This is a genomic window from Streptomyces sp. NBC_00631 (genome assembly GCF_045206895.1).
Classification (GTDB): Bacteria; Actinomycetota; Actinomycetes; order Streptomycetales; family Streptomycetaceae; genus Streptomyces.
Window position 1 is genome coordinate 9,733,055 of record NZ_CP107734.1, and the last position, 26,020, is coordinate 9,759,074.

Consider the following 26,020-nt stretch of genomic DNA (forward strand, 5'->3'; position numbering starts at 1 on the left):
TCAGTCGCGGCCGGGGTCGGATACGGGAAGTCCGTAGAGACGGCGGGCGTTGTCGCGTCCCGTCCAGGCGGCGATCCGCACCGCGTCGGTCGGGCTCAGTTCGTCGGCGTCCACCCGGTCCTGGAGCATTCCGGCCAGCCCCTGCCGGAAGGACAGCGCACCGAGGTGGTGGAACTCGGCCACACCATAGGCGTCCGAGCTGTACAGCAGTTTGCGGAACGGGGTGATCTCCATCGCCTCCGCCAGCACCGCCGCGGCCCGGGCCGGCCCCACGTGGTGCAGGGTGAGCCCGACGTCGAGGTGCACGTGCTCGAAGACCGCGGCGAGATAGGCGGCCTGGCGCTGGTAGGGCCAGCAGTGCAGCAGGAGCACCGGGACGGTGCCGGCGGTCAGCCGCAGCCAGTCGGTGAGCAGGGCCGGGTCCGCGTGGTGCAGCCGCAGGTCCGAGTCCCCGAAACCGGCGTGGAGCTGGAGCGGCAGGCCGAGACCGACGGCGGTCCACAGCAGATGACGCATCAGCACCGGGTCCGTGAGCCTGCCGCCCCGGGAGAACCACAGCGCGGCCGCGCGGATCACCTCGGCGTGCGTCGGCCGCACCGGGTCCAGCGCGAAACCGGTGCGGTAGGCGGCCACCGACTTGACCGCGACCACACCCGGCCGCCGTACCGCCTCCTCGGCCGCCGACCGGAAGGCGGCCGCGTACTCGGACGCCTCGATGCCCCGGGCGGCCACCTCCTCGGCGATGCTCTCCAGACGGACGACCTCGTACGCACGCGCGCCGGCCGCCGCCGCGAGTTCGGCGGGCGAGGTGACCGGGTGCGGGGCGTAACCGGTGTCCACGCAGAACGTGTCCGTGTGCGCGGCCGCCAGGAACCGGCGGTTGACCTCCTGCCAGCCCAGTTCGGCGCGGCGCGCCAGGTAGTCGGCGGCGGGCGCGTGCCGGTCCAGGTCCAGCAGGGGCGCGCAGTGCCGTCGTACGGCGATGCCGGCCGGGCTGTCGAACGGTGAGACGCCCGGCCAGGCCTCGCCCTCGGTCAGCAGCGACTCGAACTCCGGCTCGGTGAGGTCGGCGGTGACCGCGCCGTGGCAGTGGTGGTCGACGAGGGGGAGCGCGTCGAGGGCTTCCCGGATCGGTCCCGGCATCAGTACTTCCAGCGATAGGCGGCCGCCACCCCGGCGTCGTCCAGACCGGCCACGGCCGCCGTCTCGCCCTCGCGTACCGCGATCACCGCGTCCGCGAGGACCGGGCCGAGCGCGGTACGCAGCACCTTGTCCTCGCGGAACTCCTCGACGGCCTGGTCGAGCGAGGTCGGCAGCCGGCGCACGCCGCGGGCCACCGCCTCGTCCGGGATCAGCCGGGCCGGGTCGTCGGTGACCTCCTCCGGCAGCGTCGCGGACGAGGCGAGCCCGTCGAGTCCGGCGGCGATGGCGCAGCCGAGGGCCAGGTACGGGTTGGCGGCCAGGTCGACCGGCTTGATCTCCAGGTTGGCGTCCTGGGCCTGGTGGCCGGCCGAGCCGGTGATGACCCGGACGCCGGTCTCCCGGGTCTCCCGGCCCCAGGCCGTGAACACGCCCGCCCACTGGGAGGGCTTGAGCCGCAGATAGCTGGCCGGGCTCGGCGCGGTCACCGCCGTCAGCGCGGGCAGGTGTGTCAGCAGCCCGGCGATGAAGGACTCGGCCGCGGCCGTCATGCCGTACCGGCCCTCGCCCCCGGCGTGCAGGTTGACGCCGTGGCGCCAGAGGGAGAGATGGAGGTGTCCGCCGTTGCCGACGCCCCGTTCGGCGACCGCCGGGGAGAAGGAGGGCCGCAGGCCGTGCTTCTGCGAGACGGCGCGGATCGTCTGCCGTACCAGCACGCTCTGGTCGGCCGCCGCCACCGGGTCCAGGGCGCCGGTGGACACCTCGAACTGGCCGGGCGCGTACTCGGGGTGCAGTTGGGCGACGGGCACCTCCTGCTTCTCGAAGGCCGCGAGCAGGTCGGCGGTGTAGTCGCTCAGCTCGATCTGCCGGGCGGCGCCGTACGCCGGGCCCGACGTGGCCGGCACGAACTCGTCGGCCGGCGCGGCGGCCCGGCCGAGCGCCCACTCGATCTCGACGCCCGCCCTGAAGGTGACGCCGTGCCGGTCCTCGGCGTCGGCGACGATCCGGCGCAGGAAGGTCCGGCCGCACCCGGGATGCCACTCACCCTCCTGGGTGATCCGGTCGACGGGCGCCCAGGCCCAGCCGGGCTGCCCGGCGAGCACCGTCAACCGGTCCAGGTCCGGGTAGAGGCGCAGGTCGCCGTCGGGCGAGCCGAGCACGTCGGTGCGCACGATCGCGTCGTTCGCCAGGAAGGTGTCGAACACCGGGGACATGCCGACACCCCAGGCCACCGCCGGCTGCAGCCCCTGCCAGGGAACCGTCTTCACCCTGCACACCCCGGCGGTGTCCACGAAGGCCAGCACGATCCCGCGTACGCCCTGCGCGGACAGTTCGTGGGCCAGGGCATGGGCCCGGGCGAGATCGCCGGGGCTCCCGCCGGGTACGGGGGCGGCCAGGGGTGGCATACGACGTCCTCCTCGACGGGCTCGGATGCACGCGTCCCGGTCAGGGTTTCACGGCGACCGCGCCGAACTGCGCTACCGGCGCCGGGGAGTCGGCCCGGCGTCCCGCCGCCGCGCACGACAGCCGTCCGCCCTGCCACGACCACGCCGTGGCCGACACTGTGCCGTCCGGTGATCGACCTGCCACGGGAGCCCCGGCCGGGTCGGCCGGCGTCCGGGCCCGCTCAGGCGTGGCCGTTGCGCCAGGCCCAGGCGGCGATCTCCACCCGGTTCCGGGCCGGCAGCTTGACCTGGACGCTGGACAGGTGGGTCTTGACCGTGGACAGGGAGATGTACAGCTCGGCGGCGATCTCGGCGTTGGTGCGGCCGACGGCGACCAGCCGCACCACGTCCAGTTCACGGTCGGTGAGGGGCTCGGCCAAAGGTGCGTCGACCGGTCCGGCGGCCCGTGCGGGCTGCTCGGTGAGGTGCCTGAGCAGCCGGACCGTCACCGAGGGCGAGACCAGCGAGTCGCCGGCCGCGGCGGCCCGGACGGCCTCCGCGAGGAGGGTGGGCCCGGAGTCCTTGAGCAGGAACCCGCAGGCGCCGCCGCGCAGCGCGCCGTAGACGTACTCGTCGAGGTCGAAGGTGGTGACCACGACCACCCGCAGCGGGTCGGCCACCTCCGGCCCGGCGAGCAGCCGGGTCGCCGTCAGACCGTCCAGCCGGGGCATCCGGATGTCCAGCAGGCAGACGTCCGGGCGCAGTCGCCGGGCCAGCGCCACCGCCTCCTCACCGTCGGCGGCCTCGGCGACGACCGTGATGTCCGGCTGGGCGTCCAGGAAGAACCGGAAGCCGGTGCGGACCATCGCCTGGTCGTCGGCGACGAGGACCCGGATGGGCGGGGCGGAGCCGGGAGCGGATGCGGTCATGTCTCGATGATCTCTCAGTCGGCCGCTCGGACCGGGTCCGCCGTGACATTGCGCAGCAGCGGGCGGCTGCCGCCGATCGCGGCGAACATGGCCAGCGCCCCCACCGTGACGCAGACGACGAGCTGGATCGCGCCCGAGGCGCTGATCGTGCCGTGCCCTGCCTTGTTCACCTGGTACGCGGCGTACAGACCGGTCGCGGTGGTGGAGCCGGCCAGGACCACCAGCGGCAGGACCGTCTCCCGGACCCGCGCCCGGTCCAGGACGCCGAGCGGGGCGCCCGACAGCCGCAGCAGGCCGTACACCCGCCGCCGGTCCAGCACGTTCGCGGCGGCGGTCAGGCCCGCCGAGGCGGTGGCGATCAGGAAACTCACGGCCAGGGTGGCGGTGCCGAGCTGGGCGAGCCGGTCGGAGACGGTGATGTCCTGCGCGTCGGCGTAGGCCCTGCCGTAGGGCAGCCGGCCGTGGCCGAGGGGCTGGAGGGCGGTCAGCGCCCGGTCGACCTGCTCGGGACCGCCGGTGACCTCGGCGACGACTCCCCGCTGGCCGCCGAGCAGGAAGTCGTCCCCGCCCGGGCCGACCCTGGCCGTGACACCCGCGTCCGTCAGCAAGGTCCGTGCCCCGGCGACCGTGCCGTGCGCGGTGGGCACGGCGACCTCGTCGCTCCGGAAGCCGGAGCCGGTCACGCCGAGGGTGCCCACCGTGAAGAACCCGGCCACGAACCCGGCCAGCACCAGACCGCTCACCGTCCGCCATGCCCCCCGCGGGTCGTCGCTCAGCCTGCGCCCGGCCAGCAGCGTGGCCGGGCGCCGGGCGAACCTGCTCACGGTCCGGCCCAGCCGGTCCACGACCCACGGCCCGAGCATCCAGAAGGCGCCGTAGAACAGCACCATGAAACCGACGACCCGAGGCGGCGTCAGCTCGTCGCCGTGCGCGGTCGCCTTGATGAAGACCAGCACCGCCACGAACAGCAGCAGCCGGACCAGACGGGTGCGGCGCGGGTTCGCCTGCTGCGCGACACCCAGCGGGGAACCGGCCACCTGCCAGAGCGTCGACATCGCGCTCACCGCGATCAGCCCGGTCACCCCCGCGACCACCGTGAGCAGCCAGGGCAGCCCTACCCAGAGATCACCGACGTACCAACTCCCGATCCCGTACGGGACCCGGGCCAGCAGCGGCAGCAGCGCGCAGTACGCCAGCGCGCCCGTCAGCGCACCCGCCGCGCCCACCGCCGCCGACTCGGCGCCGGTCATGGCGAGGATCTGGCGCGGGGTCGCCCCGGCCAGCCGCAGCGCGGCCAGCCGCTGTTCACGCCGGGCCGCTCCCAACCGCCCGGCGGCCGAGGCCAGTACGACCACCGGCACGGCGAGGAGACCTGCCCCGAGCAGCACCGCGTCCTGGTCGGCGGAGGTGAACACGCTCCGCCCGGTACCGCCGAACCCGGAGACCACGGCGCGGGCGGTCAGCCCGTCGTCCCACAGCCCTTGCGGAGAGGCGGAGCCGGCGACCGCCGGGTCACCCGGCCTCCGCCCGGCCACGGCGACCAGCTCGTCCGGCGAGGCGAGACCGGCGGCGCCGATCGTGCCGTACGACCGCACCTTCGGGAAGCGGTCGGCGAGTTGGCCCGCGGGCAGGGCGTGCAGGCGCTCGGCGAGGGCGGGGGAGAGGTACACCTCGCCGGGCTTCGGGAAGGCGGACAGGCCAGGCGGGGCGGGAGTCCGTGCGTGGTGCGGGAGTTGGGCGAGCGAGACGACGGTGACGGGGGCGTCGCGGACATAGGTGGTGGTGAGGGCCTGGACGGCGGTGCCGTGCCGGTCGGCGTCGGGGGTGCGCCAGGCGGTGCGGTCGGCGCGGACGCCGGAGCCCAGATACGCGGCGAGCAGGATCAGCAGGACGAGCGAGCCGACGGCGGCGGCACCGGCCGCGAGCAGCTGGCTCTGCAGGCCGCGGCGGCCGGACGATCTGGCGAGATGCCACGTCAGGGGCAGGACGGGGGAACGCATGTCAGGGTCTCCGCTGGAGGGTCGGGCCGGTCAGGCGACCGTGTACTGGGTGTGGGAGCTGATCCGGCCGTCCCGCACCTGGAGGATCCGGTCGCAGTGGGCGGCGACATCCGCGTCGTGGGTCACCATCACCAGGGCCGCGCCCTGTTCGCGGGTGACGGAGGTGAGCAGCCGTACCACCTCCGCGCTGGTGGCCTGGTCCAGGGCGCCGGTCGGCTCGTCGGCGAAGACCACGTCCGGTTCGACGGCCAACGCCCGTGCGATGGCGACCCGTTGGGCCTGTCCGCCGGAGAGCTGGCCGGGCCGCCGCCGCTCCAGCCCGGTCAGACCGAGCGGGTCGAACCAGCGCCGGGCCAGCTGCACCGCCCGGCGGCGCGGCAGGCCCTCCAGCATCAGCGGCAGGGCCACGTTCTCCTCGGCGGGCAGCTCGGGAAGCAACTGGCCGGACTGGAAGACGAACCCGAACCGCTTGCGGCGCAGCTCGCTGAGTCTGTTCTCGCCCAGCTTGTCGATGCGCTCGCCGCGCAGCAGCACCTGACCGCCGTCCGGGCGGATGATCCCCGCCAGGATGTGCAGCAGGGTGGACTTCCCGGACCCCGACGGGCCCATGATCGCCAGCGAGTCACGCTCGCCGACCGCCACGTCGATGCCCGCGAGGGCGGTCGTGGCGCCGTACTTCTTCACGAGGCCGTGTCCGGCCAGTGCCTCGGTCATGTTCCGGCCCCGATCAGCGCTCGAACTTCCAGGTCACGGACTTGTCCGTGGCGCTGACGACACGGACCGGGATCCGGACCCCGGAGCCGTCCGCCTTCTTGCCGGTGCAGGTGACGGTGGCCCCGGCGACGGCCTTGAGCCCGGACGGGCAGGTCACTCCGGTGATCTTGGCGCCGACCCAGGGCAGCGGGTGGTACTTGCTCTGGGTGCGGCCCGCGACGATGTCTGCGGCGAGCGCCTTGTGACCGTCGACGGTGACCGTGGAGTAGGCGTCCAGCCGGCTGGTCGACTCGGGGTCGGCGAGGAAGTAGGTGCCGAGGCCGGCCAGGGCGACGCCGGCGGTGGCACCACCGACGACTCCCACGACGAACTTGCTGCGCTGCATGGCGTACTCCTGAAGACCTGACGGGGCGAAGGGGGAGCAGCTGCTCCGTTGGCTTCACCCTCGCCCGCGGGCCCGGGCGCCCGCCTCGGCCGTACGGCCATGGTCCGGCGCACCCGCCTCGGCCGTTCGGCCGATCCGGCCCGGTGGCGGCGGTGTCTAACGTGATCCGCATGAAGTCCGTCTCCCCCTACGGCTGCCTCCGGGGCTTCGGCGTCGGCGTGCTGGTCGTGGCCTGCGTCGCCGACCTCCTGAACACGGGTGCGGCCGGGCACAGTCTCTGGCCGGTCGCGGTCGTCCTGCCGGCCGGCCTCACCGCCGTGCTCTGGCCGGCCGCGCGCCGCCCGCCGTGGCTGACCCCCGAACTGCGCACCGCCGTCCCCGGCGCGCTGTCCGCCCTGCTCACGGTGGGCTCGCTGGTCTCCGGCGGCAGCTACCCGTTCGGCCCCGGCGAGGTCATGCTCCTGGTGTGCCTGCTGTTCGTCGCGGTACGGCACTGCCGGCCCGGCTGGGCCGTGGGGTGCGGTCTGCTCGTCGCGGCCGCGCTGCTGACGACACCGGTCCGGCTCTCCCGGACGCTGTCCGGCGACGCGTTGGGCTTCGTCGCCGTCGGACTCGTCCTGGTGGGCCTCACCGCCGGGTTCGCCGGCTATCTGCGCTCGCTGGACTACCGGCGGACCGTGGCCGTGGGCGAGACCCGCCGGGCGGAGCGGCTGGCCATCGCGGCCGACCTGCATGACTTCGTCGCCCACCATGTCACCGGGATCCTCGTGCAGACGCAGATGGCCCGCATGATGGCGGCCTCGCCCTCCCGGGAACTGGACCCCGTCCTCGCCGGCATCGAGCGGGCGGCCACCGAGGCGCTGGCGTCGATGCGGCGGACGGTCGGCGTGCTGCGGGACACCGGTACGGAGGCCGACCGCCGTCCGGTCGGCGACCTCGCCGCCATCGCCGAACTCACCGACGGCTTCCCGGCGCCCGGCCAGCGGGTCGCCCTCGACCGTGCTCCCGGCCTGGACGCCGAGGTGCCCCACGAGGTGCAGTCGGCCGCCTTCCGGGTGGTCCAGGAGGCCCTGACCAACGTACGGCGGCACGCGGGCGACGCCACCGCGATCGCCGTGCGGCTGCGCCGGGCGGGGGACCGCCTGGAGGTGACCGTCACCGACGACGGGCACGGCTCCGCCCAGCTCCCGGACGCGGCGCACGGCGGCGGCTTCGGCCTGGTCGGCCTCACGGAACGCGTCACCGCCCTCGGCGGCACGCTGGACGCGGGGCCGAGGGCGGCGGGCGGGTGGACGGTACGGGCGCTCTTTCCGCTGGGGAAGAGCTGAAGAACCACGACCGGGGGCTGTGAGCTCATGGCTCAGAGGCGATCACAGGGCCGTGCGCCGCCGGACGGTGTCGGGCTCGGCGCTCGACTTTCCGACCCCGAACGAACCCTCCGGAAGGCTCAGTTGTTCTCCGCCGCGAACATCCAGCGCTGCTTCTCCAGGTCGGCGGTGAGGGAGATCAGCAGGTCCTGGGTGACCGGGTCGGGTTCGTCGGTCGCGGCGATGCGCTCGCGCAGCCGGCCGATCGCCGCCTCCAGGCTCCGCACCATCAGGTCGACGACCTCGTCGTCGCGCAGCCAGCCGTCCTTGGCGCCGGGCAGCGAGAAGGCCGCGGCGATGGTCTCCGGACGACCGTCCGGCGACACCCCCAGGGCGGCGGCGCGCTCCGCGACGGTGTCGGAGTAGGTGCGCGCGGTGGCGACCACCTCGTCGAGCTGGAGGTGGATCGAGCGAAACCGCGGCCCGACGATGTTCCAGTGCGCCTGCTTCCCGATCAAGGACAGTCCGAGCAGGTCCACCAGGGTCTCCTGGAGAGCGTTCCCGGTGACCCGGAGCGCCTCGTCGGGCAGTGTGCTCTTCACCACGGACATGGTGCGCATCTCCCTTCTGAGCTGTGCCGTCATCGCTGCGCGGGTGCCCCGACGCCACGACGGCAAACGCCCCCGACCACGCCCGAGACGAAGGCCGCTCCGCACCACGACCCACCCCGTCCGGTGTTCGGGGCGAAGGACGGCCCGCACCCCACTCGGCCTGTCTGGTGTTCGAGCGGCCTGTCCGGTCTTCGAGGACGAAGGCCACCCCGCACCTCGCTCAGCCCGTCCGGAGTTTGAGGACGAGGCCGTTCACGCCGAAGCGGGGTGTCCGGGGGCGGCAGCCCCCAGGAGGTCGCCCGTTCCCGGGCCGGGGCCAATCAGCGAGACGGTACTTACACCGCCCGGTTGTCCGGACATAGCATCGGTTCCCGCATGAACACGATGACGCTCTGGCACATCTCCGGCTGGGAGTTCGCCGCCCTGGCACTCGCCGCCCTGCTCGTCGGCTTCTCCAAGACCGCCGTCAGCGGGGCCAACACCGTCAGCCTCGCCATCTTCGCCGCGATCCTCCCGGCCCGCGCCTCCACCGGCGTCCTGCTCCCGCTGCTCATCGCGGGCGACGTGCTGGCCGTGGCGACCTACCGCAGGCACGCCCACTGGCCCACCCTGTGGCGGCTGTTCCCGGCGGTGGCGGCCGGCGTGGTGATCGGCACGGTGTTCCTGGTCTGGGCCGACGACGGCGTCGTACGGACCTCGATCGGCGCGATCCTGCTGCTGATGGCCGGAGTCACACTGTGGCGGCGCCGCACGGCCGACCGCCCCGACGACCCGGACGCCGTCACCACCCGGGCGGGCCGGGTGAAAGCCGGTTCGTACGGCGTGCTGGGCGGCTTCACCACGATGGTCGCCAACGCGGGCGGCCCGGTGATGTCGATGTACCTGCTGTCGGCCGGCTTCCGGAAACTCGGCTTCCTGGGCACCTCGGCGTTCTTCTTCCTGATCGTGAACGTCTCCAAGGTCCCCTTCAGCGCCGGCCTCGGCCTGATCGACGGCAACTCGCTGCTCCTGGACGCCACGCTCGTGGTGTTCGTCGTCCCCGGCGCGGTGATCGGCAGATGGGCGGTGCACCGGATCAACCAGCGGCTGTTCGAGCAGCTGGTCATCGCGGCGACCATCGTGGGCGGCCTGCAGCTCCTCCTGCGCTGACCGGTCCGCCCGGTCCGTCCGGCCCGTCAGGTCCGTCCGGTCCGTCAGGTCCGTCCGGTCCGGCAGCGCGGGAATGCGACGGCGGGAGGCGTTGTTGCAGAGGTCGTGAATGACATGCTCGGATCAAAGATCCCGGGTGTGGGCGAAAGGAGGACCTCATGGCACGCAGCACCGCGCGTCCCGTCGTCAGGCTGAAGTCGACGGCAGGGACCGGCGTCACCTACGTGACCCGCAAGAACCGCCGGAACAACCCCGACCGGCTGGTCCTGCGCAAGTACGACCCGGTGGCCGGCGCGCACGTCGACTTCCGCGAAGAGCGCTGAAGCCGAGCGCAAGCGCACCAGCAGCCAAGAGAGGAAACCCCATGAAGGCCCGCATTCATCCCGCGTCCCGCCTCGTGGTCTTCCGGGACCGCGCCGCGGACTCGGCGTTCCTGATCCGCTCGACCGCCGACTCGTCCCGGACCATCGAGTGGGAGGACGGCAACACCTACCCGCTGATCGACGTGGAGATCTCGTCCGCGTCGCACCCCTTCTACACCGGCAAGGCGCGGGTCCTGGACAGCGCCGGCCGAGTGGAGCGTTTCGAGCGCCGTTTCGGCCGCACCGCCGCCGCCCGCGGCTGACCCGGCCCGGTGACCGACCCGAGGAGAACAGAACCATGAAGGTGCGCAAGTCCCTGCGTTCACTGAAGGCCAAGCCCGGCGCCCAGGTGGTCCGCCGACGCGGCGTGGTCTACGTGATCAACAAGAAGGACCCCCGCTTCAAGGCCCGCCAGGGCTGACGGAGGTCCCGCCCGCGACGGCCGCCCGGCGACTCTGCCGGGCGGCCGTCGCGTGTCCCGGCGTTCCCTCGACGCCCTTCGCGCCCAGCCCCGGCCCCGAGCCGCCGCCACCCGTGGGGGACCCCGTACGCTCCACCCATGTCCCCGCACGTCCTCATCCTCGGCGGTACCGCCGAGGCCCGTCGTCTCGCCGCCGAGTTGTCGGGGTGTCCCGGAGTCCGTGTCACGACCTCGCTCGCGGGCCGGGTCGCGAAGCCGGGCTCGCTCGCCGGTGAGGTGCGGATCGGCGGGTTCGGCGGGGTGGCCGGCCTCACCGACTGGCTCCGCGAGCATCGCGTGGACGCGCTGGTGGACGCCACCCACCCCTTCGCCGAGACGATCACCGCGAACGCGGCACGCGCGGCCCGGGCCACCGAGATCCCCTCCGTAGTCCTGTGCCGCCCCGGTTGGCAACCGCGCCCCGGCGACCACTGGCACCCGGTCCCGTCCCTGCCAGCGGCGGCCGCCGTCCTGCCCCGCTTCGGCCCCCGCGTCTTCCTCACCACCGGCCGCCTGGGCCTGTCCGCCTTCGCCCACCTGACGGACCGGCACTTCGTCGTACGGTCCGTGGAGCCCCCCGAGCCTCCCCTGCCCAGGCATACCGAAGTGCTGCTGGCCCGCGGGCCGTTCACCGTGGCCGACGAGACGGCGCTGCTGGCGGGGAACCTGATCGATGTCCTGGTCACGAAGGACAGCGGGGGAGCTGCCACCGCCGCCAAACTCACGGCCGCACGGGAGCTGGGGCTGCCCGTGGTCGTCGTACGGCGGCCTCCGCTGCCGGACGGCGTGACGGTGGTGCCGGATGTCGCCGGCGTACTGGAACGGCTGGGGTTCGGCTCCGCGTGACCGCCCCGACCGTCAGCCGGTCCTGGCGGCAGGCGCCGACTTCGCCGTCTGTCCGGACAGTCCGCCGCTCAGGTCGGCCGGCGCTCAGCCCTCCTTCGGAACCTCCGGGTGGCGGCGCAGCAGATACGTGTCCATGATCCAGCCCTTGCGCTCGCGTGCCTCGGCCCGCAGCCGCTCGATGCGCGGACCGGCCTCGGCGATCGGACCGGAGACCAGGAGCTCGTCCGGAGTGCCGAGGTACGCGCCCCAGTAGATGTCGATGTCCTGGTCCGCGTACCGGCGGAAGGCCTGGTGGGCGTCGAGCATCACCACCACGTCGTCCACACCGTCCGGCAGCCCCTCGGCGAGCCGCCGCCCGGTGGTGATCTGCACGGGCCGGGCCACCCGGTTCAGCCCCGTGCGGTGCCGCGCCGCCAGCGCCGAGACACTGCTGATGCCGGGCACCACGTCGTACGCGAACCGCACCGCGCCCCGGGCCAGCACCTCCTCCAGGATCGCCAACGTGCTGTCGTACAGCGACGGATCGCCCCACACCAGGAAGGCGCCGGTCTGCTCGGCGCCCAGCTCCTCGCGGATCAGCCGCTCGTAGATGTCCGCGCGGGCGCTGCGCCAGTCACCGACGGCCGGCGAGTACGCCCCGCCGCCCGCGGCCCGGTCCCGCTCCGGGTCGCGGGCCTCGACCAGCCGGTAACCGCCGTCCGGTATGTGGGTGTCGAGCATGTCCCTGCGCAGCCGGGTCAGGTCGCCCTTGACCTCGCCCTTGTCGAGGAGGAAGAACACGTCCGTGCTCTTCAGCGCCCGGACCGCCTGGAGGGTGAGCTGGTCGGGGTCGCCCGCGCCGATACCGATGACATGAATCTTTCGCACGCTCCCGAGTCTGCCGCATGCCACTGACAGCGGGTCACCCCGGTGCTACCGGGCGCCGCGCAGCCGGGGCGCCTCGCCGCTCGCGTCCACGCTCCCGGCGCCGTCCTCCACCCGACCGGCCAGCTCCCGCGCCCACGCCGCGAGCCCGTCGGCATCGATCCCGTACGATCGCCGCACCCCGCCCCCGGCCGCCCACTCCTCGACCGCGCCCGCGCCGCGCCGCAGCAGCCGCGCCCCGCCGGTCACGTTCCCGCGGGCCGCGTGGGTGAGCCCCACCGCGAGCTGGGCCAGCCCCCGCCACAGCGTCCGCTCCGCCTCGGGCCCCGACTTCCAGGCGTCCTCGAACACCTCGTGCGCGTGGAACGGCTTCCCGGCGTCCAGCAGCGCCTGCGCCTCGGCAACCGTCTCCTCCGGGGTCCGTACGACCCCCTCGGGCTGCCGCTCGACGCCCGGCGCGCCGTACGGCAGCGGCCGCCCGAGCCCGTCGCGCGGCCGCGCGTTGCGCGCCCGCCCCTCGGTGTCCCGGTCCCGTGCTCCTGTCCCCGCGGCGTCTCCCATACGACCGATTGTCCCCCCACCGCCCGCCGCCCTTTTTCAGCCCGCCCGGGGACGTGGGGTAAGGTGCTGTTCGCGCGATCACGCGGGTCACTGCGAGTTGGCGCACCGGGACGTGGCGCAGCTTGGTAGCGCACTTGACTGGGGGTCAAGGGGTCGCAGGTTCAAATCCTGTCGTCCCGACTTTACGAAGTCGCAGGTCAGGGCCGGATTCGGAGGCATCCGAAACCGGCCCTCGATCATTCTTGGGACCAGTTGGTGACCGGCGCCCTTGACCGGGATCAGCGGGTCACGACGATCGGGCTCAGCGAGCGCGGTGCCGCAGCACGCTGAAGTGTGCGCAGAGCGCCGTGCCGGTGGCCGCGATCTTGTGCAGTGCAGACACTCCGCGACCTCAACCGGCCACTGACCGCACTCGGCATCACGTGATCAGACCCAGCCGTAACGCCGCCGTCTGCCGGGCCGCGCAGAACCCGGTTTCACCGGCGATCTACGACGGGACAAGGACGGTAAGCCATTCCGCTTCACGTGCCCGGTACCCGTAACGATCCATCAGACCCGATACGATCGCGGGGACGTGGCCGGCTCCGTAGACGATGGCCACCCGGATCGGCTCGTCGGCGTGCTCCGCGTGGATCTCGCCGAGCGCGTCGAGTAACCGTCTGTCGCGCCGGCCCGTCATCGCATGCTCCAAAGGACCGTCGGCCATCATCTCCGCCCGCAGCGTCGACGGCAGATCGTCGACCACCAGGTCCTCATCGAGGAAGGCGCGCGGGCCGCGCAGCGCGAATACCAGGCCCATCACGGGTGCCGCGACCATGAGGAGCAGGTAGGTCCACCGCGGCGGTGTCTTCAGATCCGCGATCGCCTCCGCCGCGGTCACATCCGGGTTGACCACCGGCACGGACTCGGGAAGCAGCAGGTCATCGCGCTGCTCCTGCAAGCCGTTGCGCCGACGTCGTGGGGCGAACCGGTAAGCGAGTGTGAGGGCACTCACTCCGACCGAATTCCCTCGGATTCCCTCGATGACTATGAGGTCGCATTCCCTGAGTCTGATGCGGACCTGGGAGTAGAACGTCGGCGAAGCCACATGCAGCATCGGGAAGATCACGAATTCAAGAGGCTTCCCTGTCCGCCTCATGGTGATCACAGCAGATCGGACGGCATATCCGGTCACCTCGATGATTTGCATGGCTCCCCCGAACCTCGCTCGGTTTCCCCTTCACCCCTACCAGGACACGACCCCGTCCGGGGCCGCGGTTCCCTCCGGCACAAGCCGTGCCACCGGGATCCGAAGGGGGCGCCGGGGCGGCCGAGGCTCGGTGAAGCACGGATCGCCGTGCCGGCACGGGAGTCGGAGCTCGGCTCGCTGGTTCTCGGCGCCGAGACATGTGCGGCGCGAGGCGGAGGGTCGGCGATCTCTCCCCTCTTACGCAGTACGAGTGAATGAACCGGTGGTTCCGTTCGGGGCGGTGCCAGGTCTTCTACGGTTTCTGCATGGATCCGGGGGCCTGCGGGTGCGGCCCTGCGGGCGGGGGACGGTGGGAGGCGTACCAGATGCCGGGGCTGGGGAAGTCACCGGACGTGCTCAGGGGCCGGGCGGCCCGATGCCGTCGGACCTGTGCACGGACCTGGGTGGCGGTGGGCGTGGCATGTCTCGTGGGAACAGTGCTGATGTTCGGCGGGGCGTGGGCCGCCGGTAGCGGGTCGGCGCGGATGGTGGCTTTCGGGCCGTCCACCGCTTGCTGGGGCTTGGCGGCCTCCTTGATGCTCCGGGCCAGGGAAACGAGCGGCCGGGTGCGGACACGTCTGCTGCTGTTGGGGAGTTCCGCGGTAGCCGGAGGCGTGTACCGGGGAGCGGTCACCGTGCTGTCGGCCGAGCCTCCGACTTCGGGACGGGACGCGCGATCGTTGCTGGGCTCGGTGGTGGTCACCGGAGTGACGCTGACGGTCGGCCTGGGGATGGCTGGTCTGGTAATCGCGGCCGATGCCGGTACAGGTCGGCACGTGCTGCTGCGGCGGGTGCTCGACGGGGTTGTCACAGCCGGGGCCGTGTTCATGACGGGCTGGGTACTGCTGCGGGGGGCCGGTGACGGCTGGCGGCTGGGGACGGGGATGGTCGGTGTCCTGTGGGCCGCTGAAGTCGTGTTCCTCAGTTTTCTGTTCTCCCTGCGCCGTCTCGTACGGAGCGACCAGAGAGCCACCTTGTGGGTGGGGATCGGCGGGCTGTCCCTCATGCTGATCGGCGATACCCTCCGACTGTGGACGGCTGGCCCGCACGGCCCCGAGGTGATGTCCTGTCAGCTGGTCGACACCTGCGCCACGACGGGACTGCTGGTGGTCGCGGTCAGCCCCTGGGTGCCCGGCGGGGCCAGCGCCCTGGGCACCGCTCGGCCTGCGCTGCGATGGGGGATGGAGGGTGCGGCGGCGTTCATTCCCCTGACCGTCTGCACGGCCACGGCGCTGGGATACGTGGTGGCTCCGCCTGCCCGGGACCCGGTGCCGCTGTTGGCCGGCGGAACGGCACTGGTGAGCCTCTGGGCCCGCCAGAGGTTCCTGCCGAGCGAGAACACCAGACACGACGACTGAATCCTCGCGAGGCTGCCCTCCCGGCAAGAGGCCAGCCTCGTCGGGGGCGGCGGCGGCCAGGGCCTCGGCCGCCGACGGCAGGGTCGCCGGGCGCGGCACGCCATCCGGAGCCGCGGACGCCGACCGTGCCGAGTCCGTCCACAGCGAACTCCGCGGGCGTGGCCGCGTAGTCGGTGGAGGACACCGAGACCGGCCGGTAGGCGGCGAGTTCCCTCCCGTGACCACCACCGGAGGAGCCCTGCGGCGGTTGTCCGGATCGGGCCGTCGCGGCGGTGGCGAACGGGCCCGTGGGGAGCCCGAATCCGGCCGGCGGGGTGGTTCCGGCGGAGAGAACGGCACGGCGGGACGGCGGAGTTGACTGATCCGACAGGAACGAGGGCTCCGATCAGGTGAGTTCGAGCCGGGTACCGAGGTGATGACAACGTTGCCAGACCTTCTGGCAACGTTGCCGAACGTTGCCCTCGCGAGATGGACCTGTCAAGACTCTGTGCGCATCCTCGCCCTGCTTCTACTAAATTAGTAATTAACCTTGACGCAATTCCGGCCACGCACCACAGTCGTCGCCGTGACGTCGTCGGCCCGCTGCAGCAGCGCGGCCCGCGTCTCGTTCTCCTGCTTCCCGACCCCTGGGAGAGGCACGTGACCCCGCACCCGCCCGCACGCAGACCCCGGCACCACCGGGCCGCCCGGCCGGCCCTCGCCACCGCCGTCGCGGTGGTCCTGGCCGCCACCGTGACCCCCGACGCCGTCGCGCAGACGACCGTCGACCAGGGCGCACCCGCCGCCTACGACAGCGGCCTCGCGCCGACGCCCTACATGGGCTGGAACACCTACTACGGGCTCGGCGCGCCCACCGAGAGCGAGGTGCGCGCCGTAGCGGACAAGCTGGTCAGCAGCGGCCTGAGGGACAGCGGCTACGACATCGTGTGGCTGGACGGCGGCTGGCAGGCCGACAACCCCCGCGACGCCCAGGGCCGGCTGGTGGCCAACCCGGACCGCTTCCCCTCCGGTATCCCGGCCCTCGTCTCCTACCTGCACCAACGGGGACTGCGGGCCGGCATCTACACCGACGCCGGTACCTACGACGGCGGCAAGAGCTGCGGTCTCGGCAGCCGGGGGTACTACGACCAGGACGCGCGGCAGTTCGCGAGCTGGAAGATCGACGCGATCAAGGTCGACTTCCTCTGCGGAATCGGGGCGAAGCTCGATCCGGGCCCCGCCTTCAAGGAGTTCAGCGACGCGGTCGCCAAGTCCGGGCGCAGGATGCTGCTGAACCTCTGCAACCCGCTCACCGACGACTGGGGCCTGCCGCACACCCCCGAGCAGGACGCCCACAACGCCTACGTCTACGCCCCGGCGATCGCCGACTCCTGGCGCACCGGCACCGACATCGCCTGGGGCACCCCCAGTCCCGGCGAATGGCCCGACATCCTGCGCAACATGGACGCCAACGCCTGGCATCCCGAGGCACAGGGCCCCGGCCACTACAACGACCCCGACTACCTCATCCCCATGCGGAAGATGGCGGACGGGTCGTACGAGCTCACGCAGGAGGAGTCCACCACCCAGTTCGTGATGTGGGCCGAGATGGGCTCACCGCTGATGCTGGGCTCCGACCCGCGCACACTGCCCGACGCGATGACCGCGACCCTCCGCAATCCGGAGATCATCGCCGTCGACCAGGACCCCCTCGCCGTCCAGGGGGTACGGGTGGCGACCGACTCCGTCGGCGACGTCTACAGCAAGGTGCTGCGGAGGCAGGGGCAGCGCGCGGTCGTGCTCCTCAACCGTTCCGGCCAACCGGCCCTGCGCACCGTGCAGTTCGCCGACACCGGCCTCGGCGGCCCGGTGCGCGTCCGTGACCTGCGGGCGCGTGCCGACCGGGGCACGCACACGGGGTCGTACACCGTCGAGGTCCCCGCGCACGGCACCGCGTTCCTCAGGCTGACCGGCGCCGACGCGCTGCCGGGCACGGACCTGGGCGTGACCGCCACGGCGAGCCCGGCCGTGGCGAGCGACGGTTCCACCTTCTTCCGGGGGCCGCACGGCTCGCTCGTGGAGAGGACCGGCGGGCGCACGAAGGACCTCGGCGGTCCCGCACAGGGCAAGATCCTCGGCCAGCCCGCCGTGTACGCCTCCGCCGACGGCCGGATCGACGTCTTCGTACGCGGCGCCGACTCGCGGGCCTACCGGCGGGTCCAGGCCGACGGCCGCTGGGGTCGATGGCAGTCCCTGGGCGGGGAGCTGACCGACGCACCGTCCGTCGCCTTCACCGACCCCGGCCACTGGACGCTGTTCGCACGCGGCGCCGACGGCACGGTCGTGCAGCGCGGCCCGGCCTCCGGCTGGTCCTCGCTCGGCGCACCCGGTGACCGGCAGGCCCGCGGCCGCCCCTCCGCCGTCGTCGACGCCCAGGGACGCGTCCACGTCGCCGTACGCACCGCCGCGGACGACGTGTGGACGCGCACCCGCGACACCTCGGGAGAGTGGTCCGGATGGACGTCCCTCGGCGGGACCGTCAGCGGCAGCCCGACGCTGGTCTCCGTCCAGGACACGGTGCTGCTCTACGTGCGGGCCGCCGACTACACGCTCTGGCAGCAGCGGTACGCCGACGGCGCCTGGCAGGGCTGGAGCAAGCGGCAGGAGTTCCCGAGCGCCGCGTTCGACGGCGCACTCGGCGCGGTCGCCGGCCCGGACGGAGCCGTGGACGCGGTGTTCCGCGGAGTCGACGGCCACGTGTACCGGACCCGACTCAAGTGAACGAGGAATCCACCATGGCCGACCCCCAGACCAGCAGACGGCGTTTCCTCACCGGACTCGGTGCCGCCGGAACCGCGGCACTGCTCAGCGGCTGCGTCACCTCCACCTCCTCCGGCAAGGGTTCCTCGACGGGCGCGGTGACCCTCCAGTCCAACCTGTCCGCCCCGCAGGCCAAGGCGGCGATGGAGGACCTGGTCGCGGCCTACGGCAAGAAGGGGCCCGGCCGGGCAAGTCTCAACACGGTCGCCGCCGAGACCTTCCGCACCCAGCTGCCGACCTACCTCACCTCCGCCAACCCGCCGGACGTGTACACCTGGTACCCCGGCTCGGTCGCGGACGCCTACGCCAGGAAGAGCCTGCTGCTCGACCTCGACGAGGTGTGGAGCTCCTCGCCCGACCTCAAGCGGTACACCAAGGCGCTGCACTCGCTGTGCACCGCGAGCTCCGGCAAGAAGGTCTTCGTGCCCAACACCTACTACTGGTGGGGCATGTTCTACCGGAAGTCCCACTTCGCCAAGTGGGGCGTGAGCGAGCCCACGAGCTGGGACGGCTTCCTCGACCTGTGCGACAAGCTCAAGAGCAAGGGAGTCGCCCCGATCGGGCTCGGCGCGGGCGGCAACACCCCCTGGGTGGCGTCGGCCTGGTTCGACTACCTCGACATCCGCGTCAACGGCGCCCAGTACCATCGCGAACTCCTCGCCGGGAAGCACCGGTTCGACGACCCCGAGGTGCGCAGGGTCTTCGCCCGCTGGCAGGAGGTGCTGCCGTACTTCGACCCGAACGGCACCGCCCTCGCCTTCCAGGACGCCACGACCGCCCTGCTGGGCGGCAAGACCGGCATGATGCTCATCGGCACCTTCTTCGCCGACTCGGCACCCAGGAGCGCCCTGGACGACATCGACTTCTTCCGCTTCCCCGTCATCGACTCCAAGGTCCCCCTTGCTGAAGAGGCTCCCGTCGACGGCTACTTCGCCAGCGCCCGCACCGGCCGCCGCGACCAGGTCCGCGCCCTGCTGACGTACCTCGCCACGGCCGAAGCCCAGGAGATCTACATCAAGGGCTCCTCCGGGACCGTCCTGCCCTGCAACCCGGACGCCAAGGACTCCGGCACCGCCCTGGTGAAGAAGGGCCGCGCGCATGTCGCCGCGGCCGCCGAGATCACCCAGTTCTTCAACCGGGACTCCAGCGACGCCCTCCAGCCCACCGCGGACACCGCCCTGACCAGGTTCCTGGCCAGGCCGAAGTCGGTCGGCGGCATCCTGACCGACTGGCAGCGGGACGCCGAGAAGATCTGGAACGCCTGACATGGCCGTCCTGACCGCGCCCGAAAGGAGGTCCCCGGCCCGCACGCCCACCGGCGGCAGGCGGGCCCGGGGCTCCCGGCGCACCCCGCCGCTGGTCCTCGCCTTCGTCCTGGTGCCGCTGCTCGCCGAGGCCCTGTGGGTGTTCTGGCCCGCGCTCCAGGGCTTCTACCTCGCCCTGACCAAGTGGGACGGCGTCTCCCCGCCGCAGTTCGTCGGCCTGGACAACTTCCGGGAGATGGCCCATGACGACGTCTTCCGCAGTGCCGCGGGCCACACCGTGCTCTGGCTGGTCCTCTTCGGCGGCCTCTCCGCCGTACTGGGGCTCGCCGCCGCGCTGCTGCTCCAGCAGGAGCGGCGCGGGGTCGGCTTCTACCGGGCCGCCCTCTTCCTGCCGGTCGTCTTCTCGCTGGTCGCCACCGCCCTGGTCTGGCAGGCGATCTACCAGCCCGACGGCGTCCTCGACCGCCTGCTGGACGCCGTCGGCCTCGGCAGCCTCCAGCACGCCTGGCTCGCCGACCAGGACACCGCCCTGTACGCGGTGATCGTGCCCGCGCTGTGGCGCCAGATCGGCTACGTCATGGTGCTGTACCTCGCGGGCCTGAAGGGCATCGACCCGGCGCTCCACGAGGCCGCCAAGGTCGACGGGGCGAGCGCACTGCAGCGCCTCCGGCACATCACGCTGCCCCAACTGCGCAGTGTCAACGCGGTCGTTCTGTCCGTCATCGTCATCGACTCGCTGCGCTCCTTCGACGTCGTCTGGTCGCTCACCCGCGGCGGCCCCTACCACTCGTCCGAGCTGCTGAGCACCTACATGTACTCGACCGCCTTCCAGTCCCTGCGACTCGGCTACGGCTCCGCCCTGGCCGTCGTCATCTTCGTCCTCGCCTTCGGGGTCATCGCCTCCTATCTCGTGCGCGCGTTCCGGGAGGCCGACTGATGTCCGCCGACTCCACGGCCGGCTCCACGGCAGTGCGCCGCAGAAGAGCGGCCACCGCCGGATTCCACCTCGGTGCCGGCGCCCTGGCCGTCCTGTGGCTGCTGCCCATCGCCCTGGTCCTGGTGACCAGCCTGCGTTCCTTCGACGACATCGCCGCCCACGGCCTGGGCAGCCGGCCGCACTCCTTCACCCTGTCCAACTTCGGCCGGGCCTGGACCGACGGCGGCCAGCAGCAGGCCCTGATCAACAGCCTGCTCGTCACCGTCCCCTGCGTCCTGGTGACCCTCGCGCTCGCCGCCATGGCCGCGTTCGCCCTCAGCCGCTACGAACTCCCCTTCCGTCGCTCCCTGCTGCTGCTCATGCTCGGCGGCAACCTGCTCCCGCCCCAGATCCTGCTCATCCCGGTGTCCAAACTCAGCGAAGTGATGGGGGTCTACGACACCCTGCCCGCGCTCATCGGCGTGCAGATCGGCTTCGGCGTCGGCTTCTACGTCTTCGTCCTGCACGGGTTCATGCGGTCGATCCCGGTGGAGATCCAGCAGGCGGCGGTCGTGGACGGCGCGGGGCCCTGGCAGATCTTCTGGCGGATCATCCTCCCGCTGACCCGCCCCGCCCTGGCCGCCCTCAGCGCGCTCTCCTTCACCTGGATCTTCAACGACCTGCTCTGGGCGATCACCGTGCTGCGCAGCGACAGCAAGATGCCGATCACCGCCGCCCTCATCGGACTCCAGGGCCAGTACGTGTCGATGTGGAACGTGATCGCGGCCGGGTCCGTGATCGCCGCCGCGCCCACGGTCGCCGTGTTCCTGCGCTTCCAGCGGCACTTCGTGGCCGGCCTCAACCTGGGAGCGGTCAAGTGACCAACGGACGCTGGACCTTGCGGACGGAGCACACCAGCTACACCGTCCGCCTCTCCCCGGACGGCCCCTGGGCCGAGCTCGACGCCTGGGGCCCGCTCGGCGTCGAGGACGGGCCGTCCGCCCTGGACTGGTCCCACCGCACCCACTTCATCACGCCCGCCGACGCGGCTCCGGCCGAGTATCTGCCCTACGGACTGCGGCCGTTCACCGGATCCGAGCTGGTGGTGGGAGACCTGGCCGCGGGCCGGGGCGTGTGGTGGGAGTTCGACGGCGCCAAGGAGACGGAGGGGGCTCTTCGGCTCGCCTTCGTGGACGAGGTGATCGGCCTGCGGACGGTCCTCTGCTACGAGACCGTCCCCGGCACCGACGTGATCCTCCGCTGGGCCGAGTTCACCGCCACGGCCGAACTCCGCCTGGAACGGCTCGACTCGGCCGCCGTCACCGTCCCCGTCACCGGCGCGGCCCGGCTGACCTACCTCGCCGGGCAGTGGTCGCAGGAGTTCCAGCGCACCCGACTCGACCTCTCCAGGGGCACGTTCACCATCGGCAGCCTGCAAGGTGTGGCCGGGCACGCGTACGCGCCCTGGCTCGCCGTGCAGGACGAGCAGGCCGCGTACGGTGTCGCCCTCGAATGGGCGGGCAACTGGCACATCACGGCGGAGGCCGAGCCGGGCGGGACCGTCCGGATCCGGGCCGGACGGGTCCCGCACGAGGGCGCCGTACGCATGACCCCCGGCGAGACCCTCGTGACGCCCCGGCTCGCCTGCGCGTTCAGCGCGGCCGGACTCGACGGTCTGTCCCGGGTCTGGCACCGCTACGAGCGCCGTCTGGCCGGCGACCGGCTGCACCGCCCCCGCAAGGTGCTCTACAACTCCTGGGAGGCCACCGGCTTCGACGTCGACGCGGCCGGTCAGCTGGAGCTGGCGAAGGCCGCCGCCGACATCGGGGCCGAGCTGTTCGTCGTGGACGACGGCTGGTTCACCGGCCGTCGCGACGACACCGGGGGACTGGGCGACTGGTATCCCGACCCGCAGGCGTTCGGGCAGGGCTTCGACCGGTTCGTCGCGGACGTCCGCGGCCTCGGCCTGGACTTCGGCCTGTGGGTGGAGCCGGAGGCGGTCAGCCCCGGCAGCCGGCTGCACACCGAACACCCCGAGTGGGTCTACCGCGTCGAGGGCCGCCCGGCCCGTCTCGTCCGCAACCAGCTGCTCCTCGACCTGGGCCGGACCGACGTCCAGGACTTCGTCATCGGTACCCTCGACCGGCTGCTCGGCAGCTACGGCATCGGCTACCTGAAGTGGGACATGAACCGCCCGCCCACCGAACGCGGCCGCCCCGGCACCCCACCCGCCGACCGGATCGACCTGGACGCCGAGCACGTCGCCGGATACCTGCGGGTCCTGGACCACCTGCGCGCCGCCCACCCCGGCGTCACCGTCGAGGGCTGCGCCGGCGGCGGCGGACGGATCGAGCACGCCACCCTCGCCCGCACCGACGTCGTCTGGCCCAGCGACAACACCGCGCCCCTGGACCGGCTGCGCATCCAGCACGGATTCCTGCACGCCCACGCGCCGCACGTCATGAGCTCCTGGGTCACCGACGCCCCCGGCATCCTCGACCCGCGCCCGCGCAGCCTCGCCTTCCGCTTCGTCAACGCCATGTGCGGAGTCCTCGGGATCGGCGCCGACCTGCGCGCCTGGACCCCGCGGCAGCGATCCGAGGCCGCCCGGTGGATCGCCCGCTACAAGGAGGTGCGGGACGTCGTCCACCACGGGGAGGCCCGGCTGCTCGGGACACCGGACGACACCAGCTGCGGCGTGCAGTTCGACGCCGGCGACCGAACCGTCGTCGCCGCGCTCTCCACCGGCCGCCTCGACGGGGCACCGCTGCTGCCCGGCCGCCCCGACCGGCTCCGGCTGCGCGGCCTGGACCCGGCGGCGCGCTACCGGGACACGGCGACGGGAGCGTCGTACGGCGGAGCCCATCTGCTCCACCACGGCCTGCCGTTCGCGTGGAGCGCCGAACACGATGCCGATCTGGTGGTGCTGAGACGCCTGTAGGACGCATATGTTTCCAGCAGCCCACCCTCTAAGGAGCCCGATGGACCAGTCCGTACGACGGTACGGTGCCCGCTTCACCGGCCGTACCGCCGTGGTGAACGGCGCCGCCTCCGGCATCGGAGCCGCCACCGCCGCACGCCTCGCCGGGGAGGGCGCCGCCGTCGTGCTCGCCGACATCGCGGACGAGCGCGGGCAGGCCGTGGTGGACGGGATCGAGAAGGACGGCGGCCGGGCCAGGTACGTGCACGCGGACGTCGCCGCCGAGGAGGACTGGGCGCGGATCGTGACCACCGCCCACGCCTTCGGCCCGGTCGACGTGCTCGTCGGCAACGCCTACACCGTCAAGGTCCGGCCGGCCCACGAGATGACCCTGCCGTCCTGGCAGCGGCAGCTCGCCGTCAACCTCACCGGCGGCTTCCTCGGCGTCAAAGCGGCCCTGCCCGACCTGCGGGCCCGCCGCGGCGCCGTGGTGCTCACCTCGTCGGTGCACGCCCACGCGGGCATCCCCGGTCACCCGGCCTACGCCGCGGCCAAGGGCGGCCTGCTGTCCCTGTGCGGGCAGCTCGCCGTCGAGTACGGGACCCAGGTGCGCGTCAACGCGGTACTCCCCGGGCCCATCCTGACCGGGGCCTGGGACCGGGTGCCGCCCGCGGAACGGGAACGCAGCATCGCCCAGACGGCCGCCCGCCGCTTCGGCACCCCCGAGGAGGTGGCCGCCGCGATCGCGTTCCTCGGCGCCGACGAGGCCTCCCACATCACCGGGTCCAGTCTCGTCGTGGACGGTGGCTGGAGCATCGTGAAGGCTTCCGCATGAGCCCCGTCGAACCGCCCGTCGAACAGAAAGGCCGTACGACATGACGCCCTACGCCCGCCGCGGTGTGCACGGCCAGACCGTGGAGGCCCTGGCGCGCCGCATCCTGGGCGGCGAGATCCCGGAAGGGGCCACGCTCGACCTGGTGGCGCTGCAGAGCGAACTCGACGTCAGCCTCACCGCGCTGCGCGAGTCCCTCAAGGTGCTCGCCGCCAAGGGCATGGTCGACGCCCGGCAGAAACGCGGCACCTTCGTGCGGGCCCGGGCGGACTGGAACCTGCTCGACGCCGACGTGCTGCGCTGGCAGTTCGAGGGCGGTCGCACGAGCGGCGCGGAACGGTCGCTGCTGCGCAACCTCGCCGAGGTCCGCGCCATCATCGAACCGGCCGCCGCCCGGCTCGCCGCCGAGCGGCGCACCGAGGCCGACCTGCTCTCCCTGGAGACGGCCGTGGAGGCGATGGGCCGGCACGAGGCGGACCCCGGCCACGCCGTCGACGCCGACCTGGCCTTCCACCGCGCCCTGCTCACCGCCACCCACAACGAACTGCTGGAACGGATGGAGATGGTGATCGAGTCGGGGCTGGCCCACCGCGACCGGATCGTGCACAGCTCCCCGCACAGCGAGGATCCGGTGCCCGCCCACCGCGCCGTCCTGGACGCCGTACGCGACCGCGACCCGCAGGCGGCCGAGACCGCCATGCGGGCCCTGCTCGACCAGGCGGGTCGCGACCTGGCCCGGCTCGACGGCCCCGAAGACGGGACAGCGCCCGACGAGGCAGCGCCCGACGAGGCAGCGCCCGACGAGGCGACAGGGCCCGACGACACGAAAGGCGGCGGCGGCCAGTGAAGATCGACCGGATAGAGACCTTCCTCGTCCCGCCGCGCTGGCTGTTCTGCCGCGTCGAGACCGACGACGGCGTGGTCGGCTGGGGCGAGCCCGTCGTCGAGGGGCGCGCGGAGGTCGTCCGCTCGGCCGTCGACGTCCTCGCCGAATACCTGGTGGGCCAGGACCCGCTGCGCATCCAGGACCACTGGCAGGTGCTCACCAAGGGCGGCTTCTACCGGGGTGGCCCGGTGCTGTCGAGCGCCGTCGCGGGCCTCGACCAGGCCCTGTGGGACATCGCGGGCAAGACCTACGGCGCGCCCGTGCACGCCCTGCTGGGCGGTCCGGTGCGCGACCGGGTGCGGGTCTACGCCTGGGTCGGCGGCGACGAACCCGGCCGGCTGACCGAGCAGATAGCGGCCCAGGTCGAGGCGGGCTTCACCGCGGTGAAGATGAACGCCGCCGGAGCCACCTCGCCGTTGGCCACGGTGGCGGAGACGGCGGCCGTGGTCGCCCGGGTGAGCGCAGCCCGGGACGCCCTCGGCCCGGACCGTGACGTCGCCGTCGACTTCCACGGCCGCTTCACCGCCGCGAGCGCGCGCCGTGTCCTCACCGAACTCGCCCCGCTGCACCCGCTGTTCGTGGAGGAGCCGGTCGTCCCCGAACAGGGCCACCTGCTGCCCGGCCTGGTCACCACCAGCCCGGTGCCGCTCGCCACCGGCGAACGCCTGTACTCGCGCGCCGAGTTCCTGCCCGTCCTCGCCGCCGGCATCGCGGTCGCCCAGCCGGACCTCTCGCACGCCGGCGGCATCTCCGAGGTGCACCGGATCGCCTCGCTCGCCGAGACCTACGGCGCCCAGCTCGCCCCGCACTGCCCGCTGGGACCCATCGCCCTGGCCGCCAGCCTCCAAGTCGCCTTCGCCACCCCCAACTTCCTCATCCAGGAGCAGAGCCGCGGCATCCACTACAACAAGGACGCCGACCTCCTCTCCTACCTCCTCGACCCCGAGCCCTTCCGCTTCGTGGCCGGGCACGCGCACCGCGGTGACGCCCCCGGGCTCGGCATCACGCTCGACGAGGCGGCCGTCCGCGCGGCCGACCGCGCGGGACACCGGTGGCGCAACCCGGTGTGGCGGCACGCCGACGGCTCCTTCGCGGAGTGGTGA

At 72.8% G+C, this 26,020-nt stretch carries 26 protein-coding genes and 1 tRNA gene; 16 read left to right on the top strand and 11 right to left on the bottom strand.

All coding sequences use genetic code 11. The annotated features are described in order from the left end of the window. The 6 genes from OHB00_RS44135 to OHB00_RS44160 form a co-directional block, all read right to left on the bottom strand. Entirely contained in the window at positions 1–1,143 is a 1,143-nt protein-coding gene (locus OHB00_RS44135) for an amidohydrolase family protein (RefSeq protein ID WP_406443635.1), read from the bottom strand. Further along, complete coding sequence (locus OHB00_RS44140; RefSeq protein ID WP_406443637.1) at positions 1,143–2,546, bottom strand: glutamine synthetase; 1,404 nt, start codon at positions 2,544–2,546, stop codon at positions 1,143–1,145. Before OHB00_RS44140 ends, OHB00_RS44135 begins: the two co-directional genes overlap by 1 nt. Positions 2,547–2,767: 221 nt before the next feature. Next, on the bottom strand, positions 2,768–3,454 hold the full coding sequence (locus OHB00_RS44145; protein ID WP_406443639.1) for a response regulator: 687 nt from the start codon (positions 3,452–3,454) through the stop codon (positions 2,768–2,770). A 14-nt stretch (positions 3,455–3,468) separates the two neighbouring features. After that, on the bottom strand, positions 3,469–5,454 hold the full coding sequence (locus tag OHB00_RS44150; RefSeq protein ID WP_406443641.1) for an FtsX-like permease family protein: 1,986 nt from the start codon (positions 5,452–5,454) through the stop codon (positions 3,469–3,471). Between the two features lie 30 nt (positions 5,455–5,484). Beyond that, positions 5,485–6,168 (bottom strand): ABC transporter ATP-binding protein, encoded by a 684-nt coding sequence (locus OHB00_RS44155; RefSeq protein WP_406443643.1) that lies wholly within the window; start codon positions 6,166–6,168, stop codon positions 5,485–5,487. A gap of 13 nt (positions 6,169–6,181) precedes the next feature. After that, the gene (locus OHB00_RS44160) at positions 6,182–6,553 is read right to left on the bottom strand and encodes a DUF4333 domain-containing protein (RefSeq protein ID WP_406443645.1); all 372 of its coding nucleotides are present in this window, start codon (positions 6,551–6,553) and stop codon (positions 6,182–6,184) included. Between the two features lie 170 nt (positions 6,554–6,723). Between OHB00_RS44160 and OHB00_RS44165 the strand changes: the two genes are divergently transcribed. Next, the gene (locus tag OHB00_RS44165; RefSeq protein WP_406443647.1) at positions 6,724–7,881 is read left to right on the top strand and encodes a histidine kinase; all 1,158 of its coding nucleotides are present in this window, start codon (positions 6,724–6,726) and stop codon (positions 7,879–7,881) included. Between the two features lie 119 nt (positions 7,882–8,000). Here the strand turns inward: OHB00_RS44165 and OHB00_RS44170 are convergent, their stop codons facing one another. After that, positions 8,001–8,471: a Dps family protein gene (locus OHB00_RS44170; protein WP_406443649.1), complete on the bottom strand. Its 471-nt coding sequence runs from the start codon at positions 8,469–8,471 to the stop codon at positions 8,001–8,003. A 375-nt stretch (positions 8,472–8,846) separates the two neighbouring features. On the opposite strand from OHB00_RS44170, the gene OHB00_RS44175 reads away from it, so the two are divergent. From OHB00_RS44175 to OHB00_RS44195, 5 genes are all read left to right on the top strand, one after another. Then, entirely contained in the window at positions 8,847–9,620 is a 774-nt protein-coding gene (locus OHB00_RS44175; protein WP_406443651.1) for a sulfite exporter TauE/SafE family protein, read from the top strand. Between the two features lie 158 nt (positions 9,621–9,778). Then, positions 9,779–9,943 (top strand): 50S ribosomal protein L33, encoded by a 165-nt coding sequence (rpmG, locus tag OHB00_RS44180; protein ID WP_093497749.1) that lies wholly within the window; start codon positions 9,779–9,781, stop codon positions 9,941–9,943. 41 nt (positions 9,944–9,984) lie between these two features. Continuing rightward, positions 9,985–10,245: a type B 50S ribosomal protein L31 gene (locus OHB00_RS44185; RefSeq protein ID WP_406443653.1), complete on the top strand. Its 261-nt coding sequence runs from the start codon at positions 9,985–9,987 to the stop codon at positions 10,243–10,245. A gap of 35 nt (positions 10,246–10,280) precedes the next feature. Next, entirely contained in the window at positions 10,281–10,403 is a 123-nt protein-coding gene (ykgO, locus tag OHB00_RS44190; protein ID WP_046728129.1) for a type B 50S ribosomal protein L36, read from the top strand. A 138-nt stretch (positions 10,404–10,541) separates the two neighbouring features. Then, positions 10,542–11,288: a cobalt-precorrin-6A reductase gene (locus tag OHB00_RS44195; protein ID WP_406443655.1), complete on the top strand. Its 747-nt coding sequence runs from the start codon at positions 10,542–10,544 to the stop codon at positions 11,286–11,288. Between the two features lie 84 nt (positions 11,289–11,372). On the opposite strand, the gene cobF is transcribed toward OHB00_RS44195, so the two are convergent. Next, on the bottom strand, positions 11,373–12,155 hold the full coding sequence (gene cobF, locus OHB00_RS44200; RefSeq protein ID WP_406443657.1) for a precorrin-6A synthase (deacetylating): 783 nt from the start codon (positions 12,153–12,155) through the stop codon (positions 11,373–11,375). A 45-nt stretch (positions 12,156–12,200) separates the two neighbouring features. Beyond that, positions 12,201–12,713, bottom strand: coding sequence for a DUF309 domain-containing protein (locus tag OHB00_RS44205; protein ID WP_406443659.1), 513 nt, complete (start codon positions 12,711–12,713; stop codon positions 12,201–12,203). A 106-nt stretch (positions 12,714–12,819) separates the two neighbouring features. On the opposite strand from OHB00_RS44205, the gene OHB00_RS44210 reads away from it, so the two are divergent. Beyond that, positions 12,820–12,893, top strand: a tRNA-Pro gene (locus tag OHB00_RS44210). A 307-nt stretch (positions 12,894–13,200) separates the two neighbouring features. On the opposite strand, the gene OHB00_RS44215 is transcribed toward OHB00_RS44210, so the two are convergent. Both OHB00_RS44215 and OHB00_RS44220 read right to left on the bottom strand, forming a co-directional pair. After that, positions 13,201–13,902: a hypothetical protein gene (locus OHB00_RS44215; RefSeq protein ID WP_406443660.1), complete on the bottom strand. Its 702-nt coding sequence runs from the start codon at positions 13,900–13,902 to the stop codon at positions 13,201–13,203. 292 nt (positions 13,903–14,194) lie between these two features. Then, positions 14,195–14,644 (bottom strand): hypothetical protein, encoded by a 450-nt coding sequence (locus OHB00_RS44220; RefSeq protein WP_406443662.1) that lies wholly within the window; start codon positions 14,642–14,644, stop codon positions 14,195–14,197. A 28-nt stretch (positions 14,645–14,672) separates the two neighbouring features. Here OHB00_RS44220 and OHB00_RS44225 point away from each other — a divergent pair, with 28 nt between their 5' ends. From OHB00_RS44225 to dgoD, 9 genes are all read left to right on the top strand, one after another. Beyond that, positions 14,673–15,299 (top strand): hypothetical protein, encoded by a 627-nt coding sequence (locus tag OHB00_RS44225; RefSeq protein WP_406443664.1) that lies wholly within the window; start codon positions 14,673–14,675, stop codon positions 15,297–15,299. A gap of 639 nt (positions 15,300–15,938) precedes the next feature. Then, positions 15,939–18,059: a glycoside hydrolase family 27 protein gene (locus OHB00_RS44230; RefSeq protein ID WP_406443666.1), complete on the top strand. Its 2,121-nt coding sequence runs from the start codon at positions 15,939–15,941 to the stop codon at positions 18,057–18,059. 14 nt (positions 18,060–18,073) lie between these two features. Next, positions 18,074–19,363 carry an ABC transporter substrate-binding protein gene (locus OHB00_RS44235; RefSeq protein WP_406443667.1) on the top strand — a complete coding sequence of 430 codons (1,290 nt, stop codon included), beginning with the start codon at positions 18,074–18,076 and terminating at the stop codon, positions 19,361–19,363. A gap of 1 nt (position 19,364) precedes the next feature. After that, positions 19,365–20,300, top strand: coding sequence for a carbohydrate ABC transporter permease (locus tag OHB00_RS44240; RefSeq protein ID WP_406443669.1), 936 nt, complete (start codon positions 19,365–19,367; stop codon positions 20,298–20,300). Next, the gene (locus OHB00_RS44245) at positions 20,300–21,160 is read left to right on the top strand and encodes a carbohydrate ABC transporter permease (protein ID WP_406443671.1); all 861 of its coding nucleotides are present in this window, start codon (positions 20,300–20,302) and stop codon (positions 21,158–21,160) included. The genes OHB00_RS44240 and OHB00_RS44245 overlap by 1 nt, the downstream gene beginning before the upstream one ends. Continuing rightward, positions 21,157–23,220 (top strand): alpha-galactosidase, encoded by a 2,064-nt coding sequence (locus OHB00_RS44250; protein ID WP_406443673.1) that lies wholly within the window; start codon positions 21,157–21,159, stop codon positions 23,218–23,220. The genes OHB00_RS44245 and OHB00_RS44250 overlap by 4 nt, the downstream gene beginning before the upstream one ends. Before the next feature lie 40 nt (positions 23,221–23,260). Further along, positions 23,261–24,034: an SDR family NAD(P)-dependent oxidoreductase gene (locus OHB00_RS44255; RefSeq protein WP_406443675.1), complete on the top strand. Its 774-nt coding sequence runs from the start codon at positions 23,261–23,263 to the stop codon at positions 24,032–24,034. 40 nt (positions 24,035–24,074) lie between these two features. Beyond that, positions 24,075–24,878 (top strand): FadR/GntR family transcriptional regulator, encoded by an 804-nt coding sequence (locus tag OHB00_RS44260; RefSeq protein WP_406443677.1) that lies wholly within the window; start codon positions 24,075–24,077, stop codon positions 24,876–24,878. Next, on the top strand, positions 24,875–26,020 hold the full coding sequence (dgoD, locus tag OHB00_RS44265; RefSeq protein ID WP_406443679.1) for a galactonate dehydratase: 1,146 nt from the start codon (positions 24,875–24,877) through the stop codon (positions 26,018–26,020). The genes OHB00_RS44260 and dgoD overlap by 4 nt, the downstream gene beginning before the upstream one ends.

Coding starts and splice junctions, on each gene's coding strand:
- OHB00_RS44165 (WP_406443647.1), top strand. CDS start 6,724: ATGAAGTCCGTCTCCCCCTACGGCTGCCTCCGGGGCTTCGGCGTCGGC.
- OHB00_RS44150 (WP_406443641.1), bottom strand. CDS start 5,454: ATGCGTTCCCCCGTCCTGCCCCTGACGTGGCATCTCGCCAGATCGTCC.
- OHB00_RS44140 (WP_406443637.1), bottom strand. CDS start 2,546: ATGCCACCCCTGGCCGCCCCCGTACCCGGCGGGAGCCCCGGCGATCTC.
- OHB00_RS44225 (WP_406443664.1), top strand. CDS start 14,673: ATGGCTGGTCTGGTAATCGCGGCCGATGCCGGTACAGGTCGGCACGTG.
- OHB00_RS44205 (WP_406443659.1), bottom strand. CDS start 12,713: ATGGGAGACGCCGCGGGGACAGGAGCACGGGACCGGGACACCGAGGGG.
- OHB00_RS44175 (WP_406443651.1), top strand. CDS start 8,847: ATGAACACGATGACGCTCTGGCACATCTCCGGCTGGGAGTTCGCCGCC.
- OHB00_RS44160 (WP_406443645.1), bottom strand. CDS start 6,553: ATGCAGCGCAGCAAGTTCGTCGTGGGAGTCGTCGGTGGTGCCACCGCC.
- OHB00_RS44135 (WP_406443635.1), bottom strand. CDS start 1,143: ATGCCGGGACCGATCCGGGAAGCCCTCGACGCGCTCCCCCTCGTCGAC.
- OHB00_RS44215 (WP_406443660.1), bottom strand. CDS start 13,902: ATGCAAATCATCGAGGTGACCGGATATGCCGTCCGATCTGCTGTGATC.
- OHB00_RS44155 (WP_406443643.1), bottom strand. CDS start 6,168: ATGACCGAGGCACTGGCCGGACACGGCCTCGTGAAGAAGTACGGCGCC.
- OHB00_RS44235 (WP_406443667.1), top strand. CDS start 18,074: ATGGCCGACCCCCAGACCAGCAGACGGCGTTTCCTCACCGGACTCGGT.
- OHB00_RS44260 (WP_406443677.1), top strand. CDS start 24,075: ATGACGCCCTACGCCCGCCGCGGTGTGCACGGCCAGACCGTGGAGGCC.
- OHB00_RS44145 (WP_406443639.1), bottom strand. CDS start 3,454: ATGACCGCATCCGCTCCCGGCTCCGCCCCGCCCATCCGGGTCCTCGTC.
- OHB00_RS44185 (WP_406443653.1), top strand. CDS start 9,985: ATGAAGGCCCGCATTCATCCCGCGTCCCGCCTCGTGGTCTTCCGGGAC.
- ykgO (WP_046728129.1), top strand. CDS start 10,281: ATGAAGGTGCGCAAGTCCCTGCGTTCACTGAAGGCCAAGCCCGGCGCC.
- rpmG (WP_093497749.1), top strand. CDS start 9,779: ATGGCACGCAGCACCGCGCGTCCCGTCGTCAGGCTGAAGTCGACGGCA.
- OHB00_RS44240 (WP_406443669.1), top strand. CDS start 19,365: ATGGCCGTCCTGACCGCGCCCGAAAGGAGGTCCCCGGCCCGCACGCCC.
- OHB00_RS44255 (WP_406443675.1), top strand. CDS start 23,261: ATGGACCAGTCCGTACGACGGTACGGTGCCCGCTTCACCGGCCGTACC.
- OHB00_RS44195 (WP_406443655.1), top strand. CDS start 10,542: ATGTCCCCGCACGTCCTCATCCTCGGCGGTACCGCCGAGGCCCGTCGT.
- OHB00_RS44245 (WP_406443671.1), top strand. CDS start 20,300: ATGTCCGCCGACTCCACGGCCGGCTCCACGGCAGTGCGCCGCAGAAGA.
- OHB00_RS44170 (WP_406443649.1), bottom strand. CDS start 8,471: ATGTCCGTGGTGAAGAGCACACTGCCCGACGAGGCGCTCCGGGTCACC.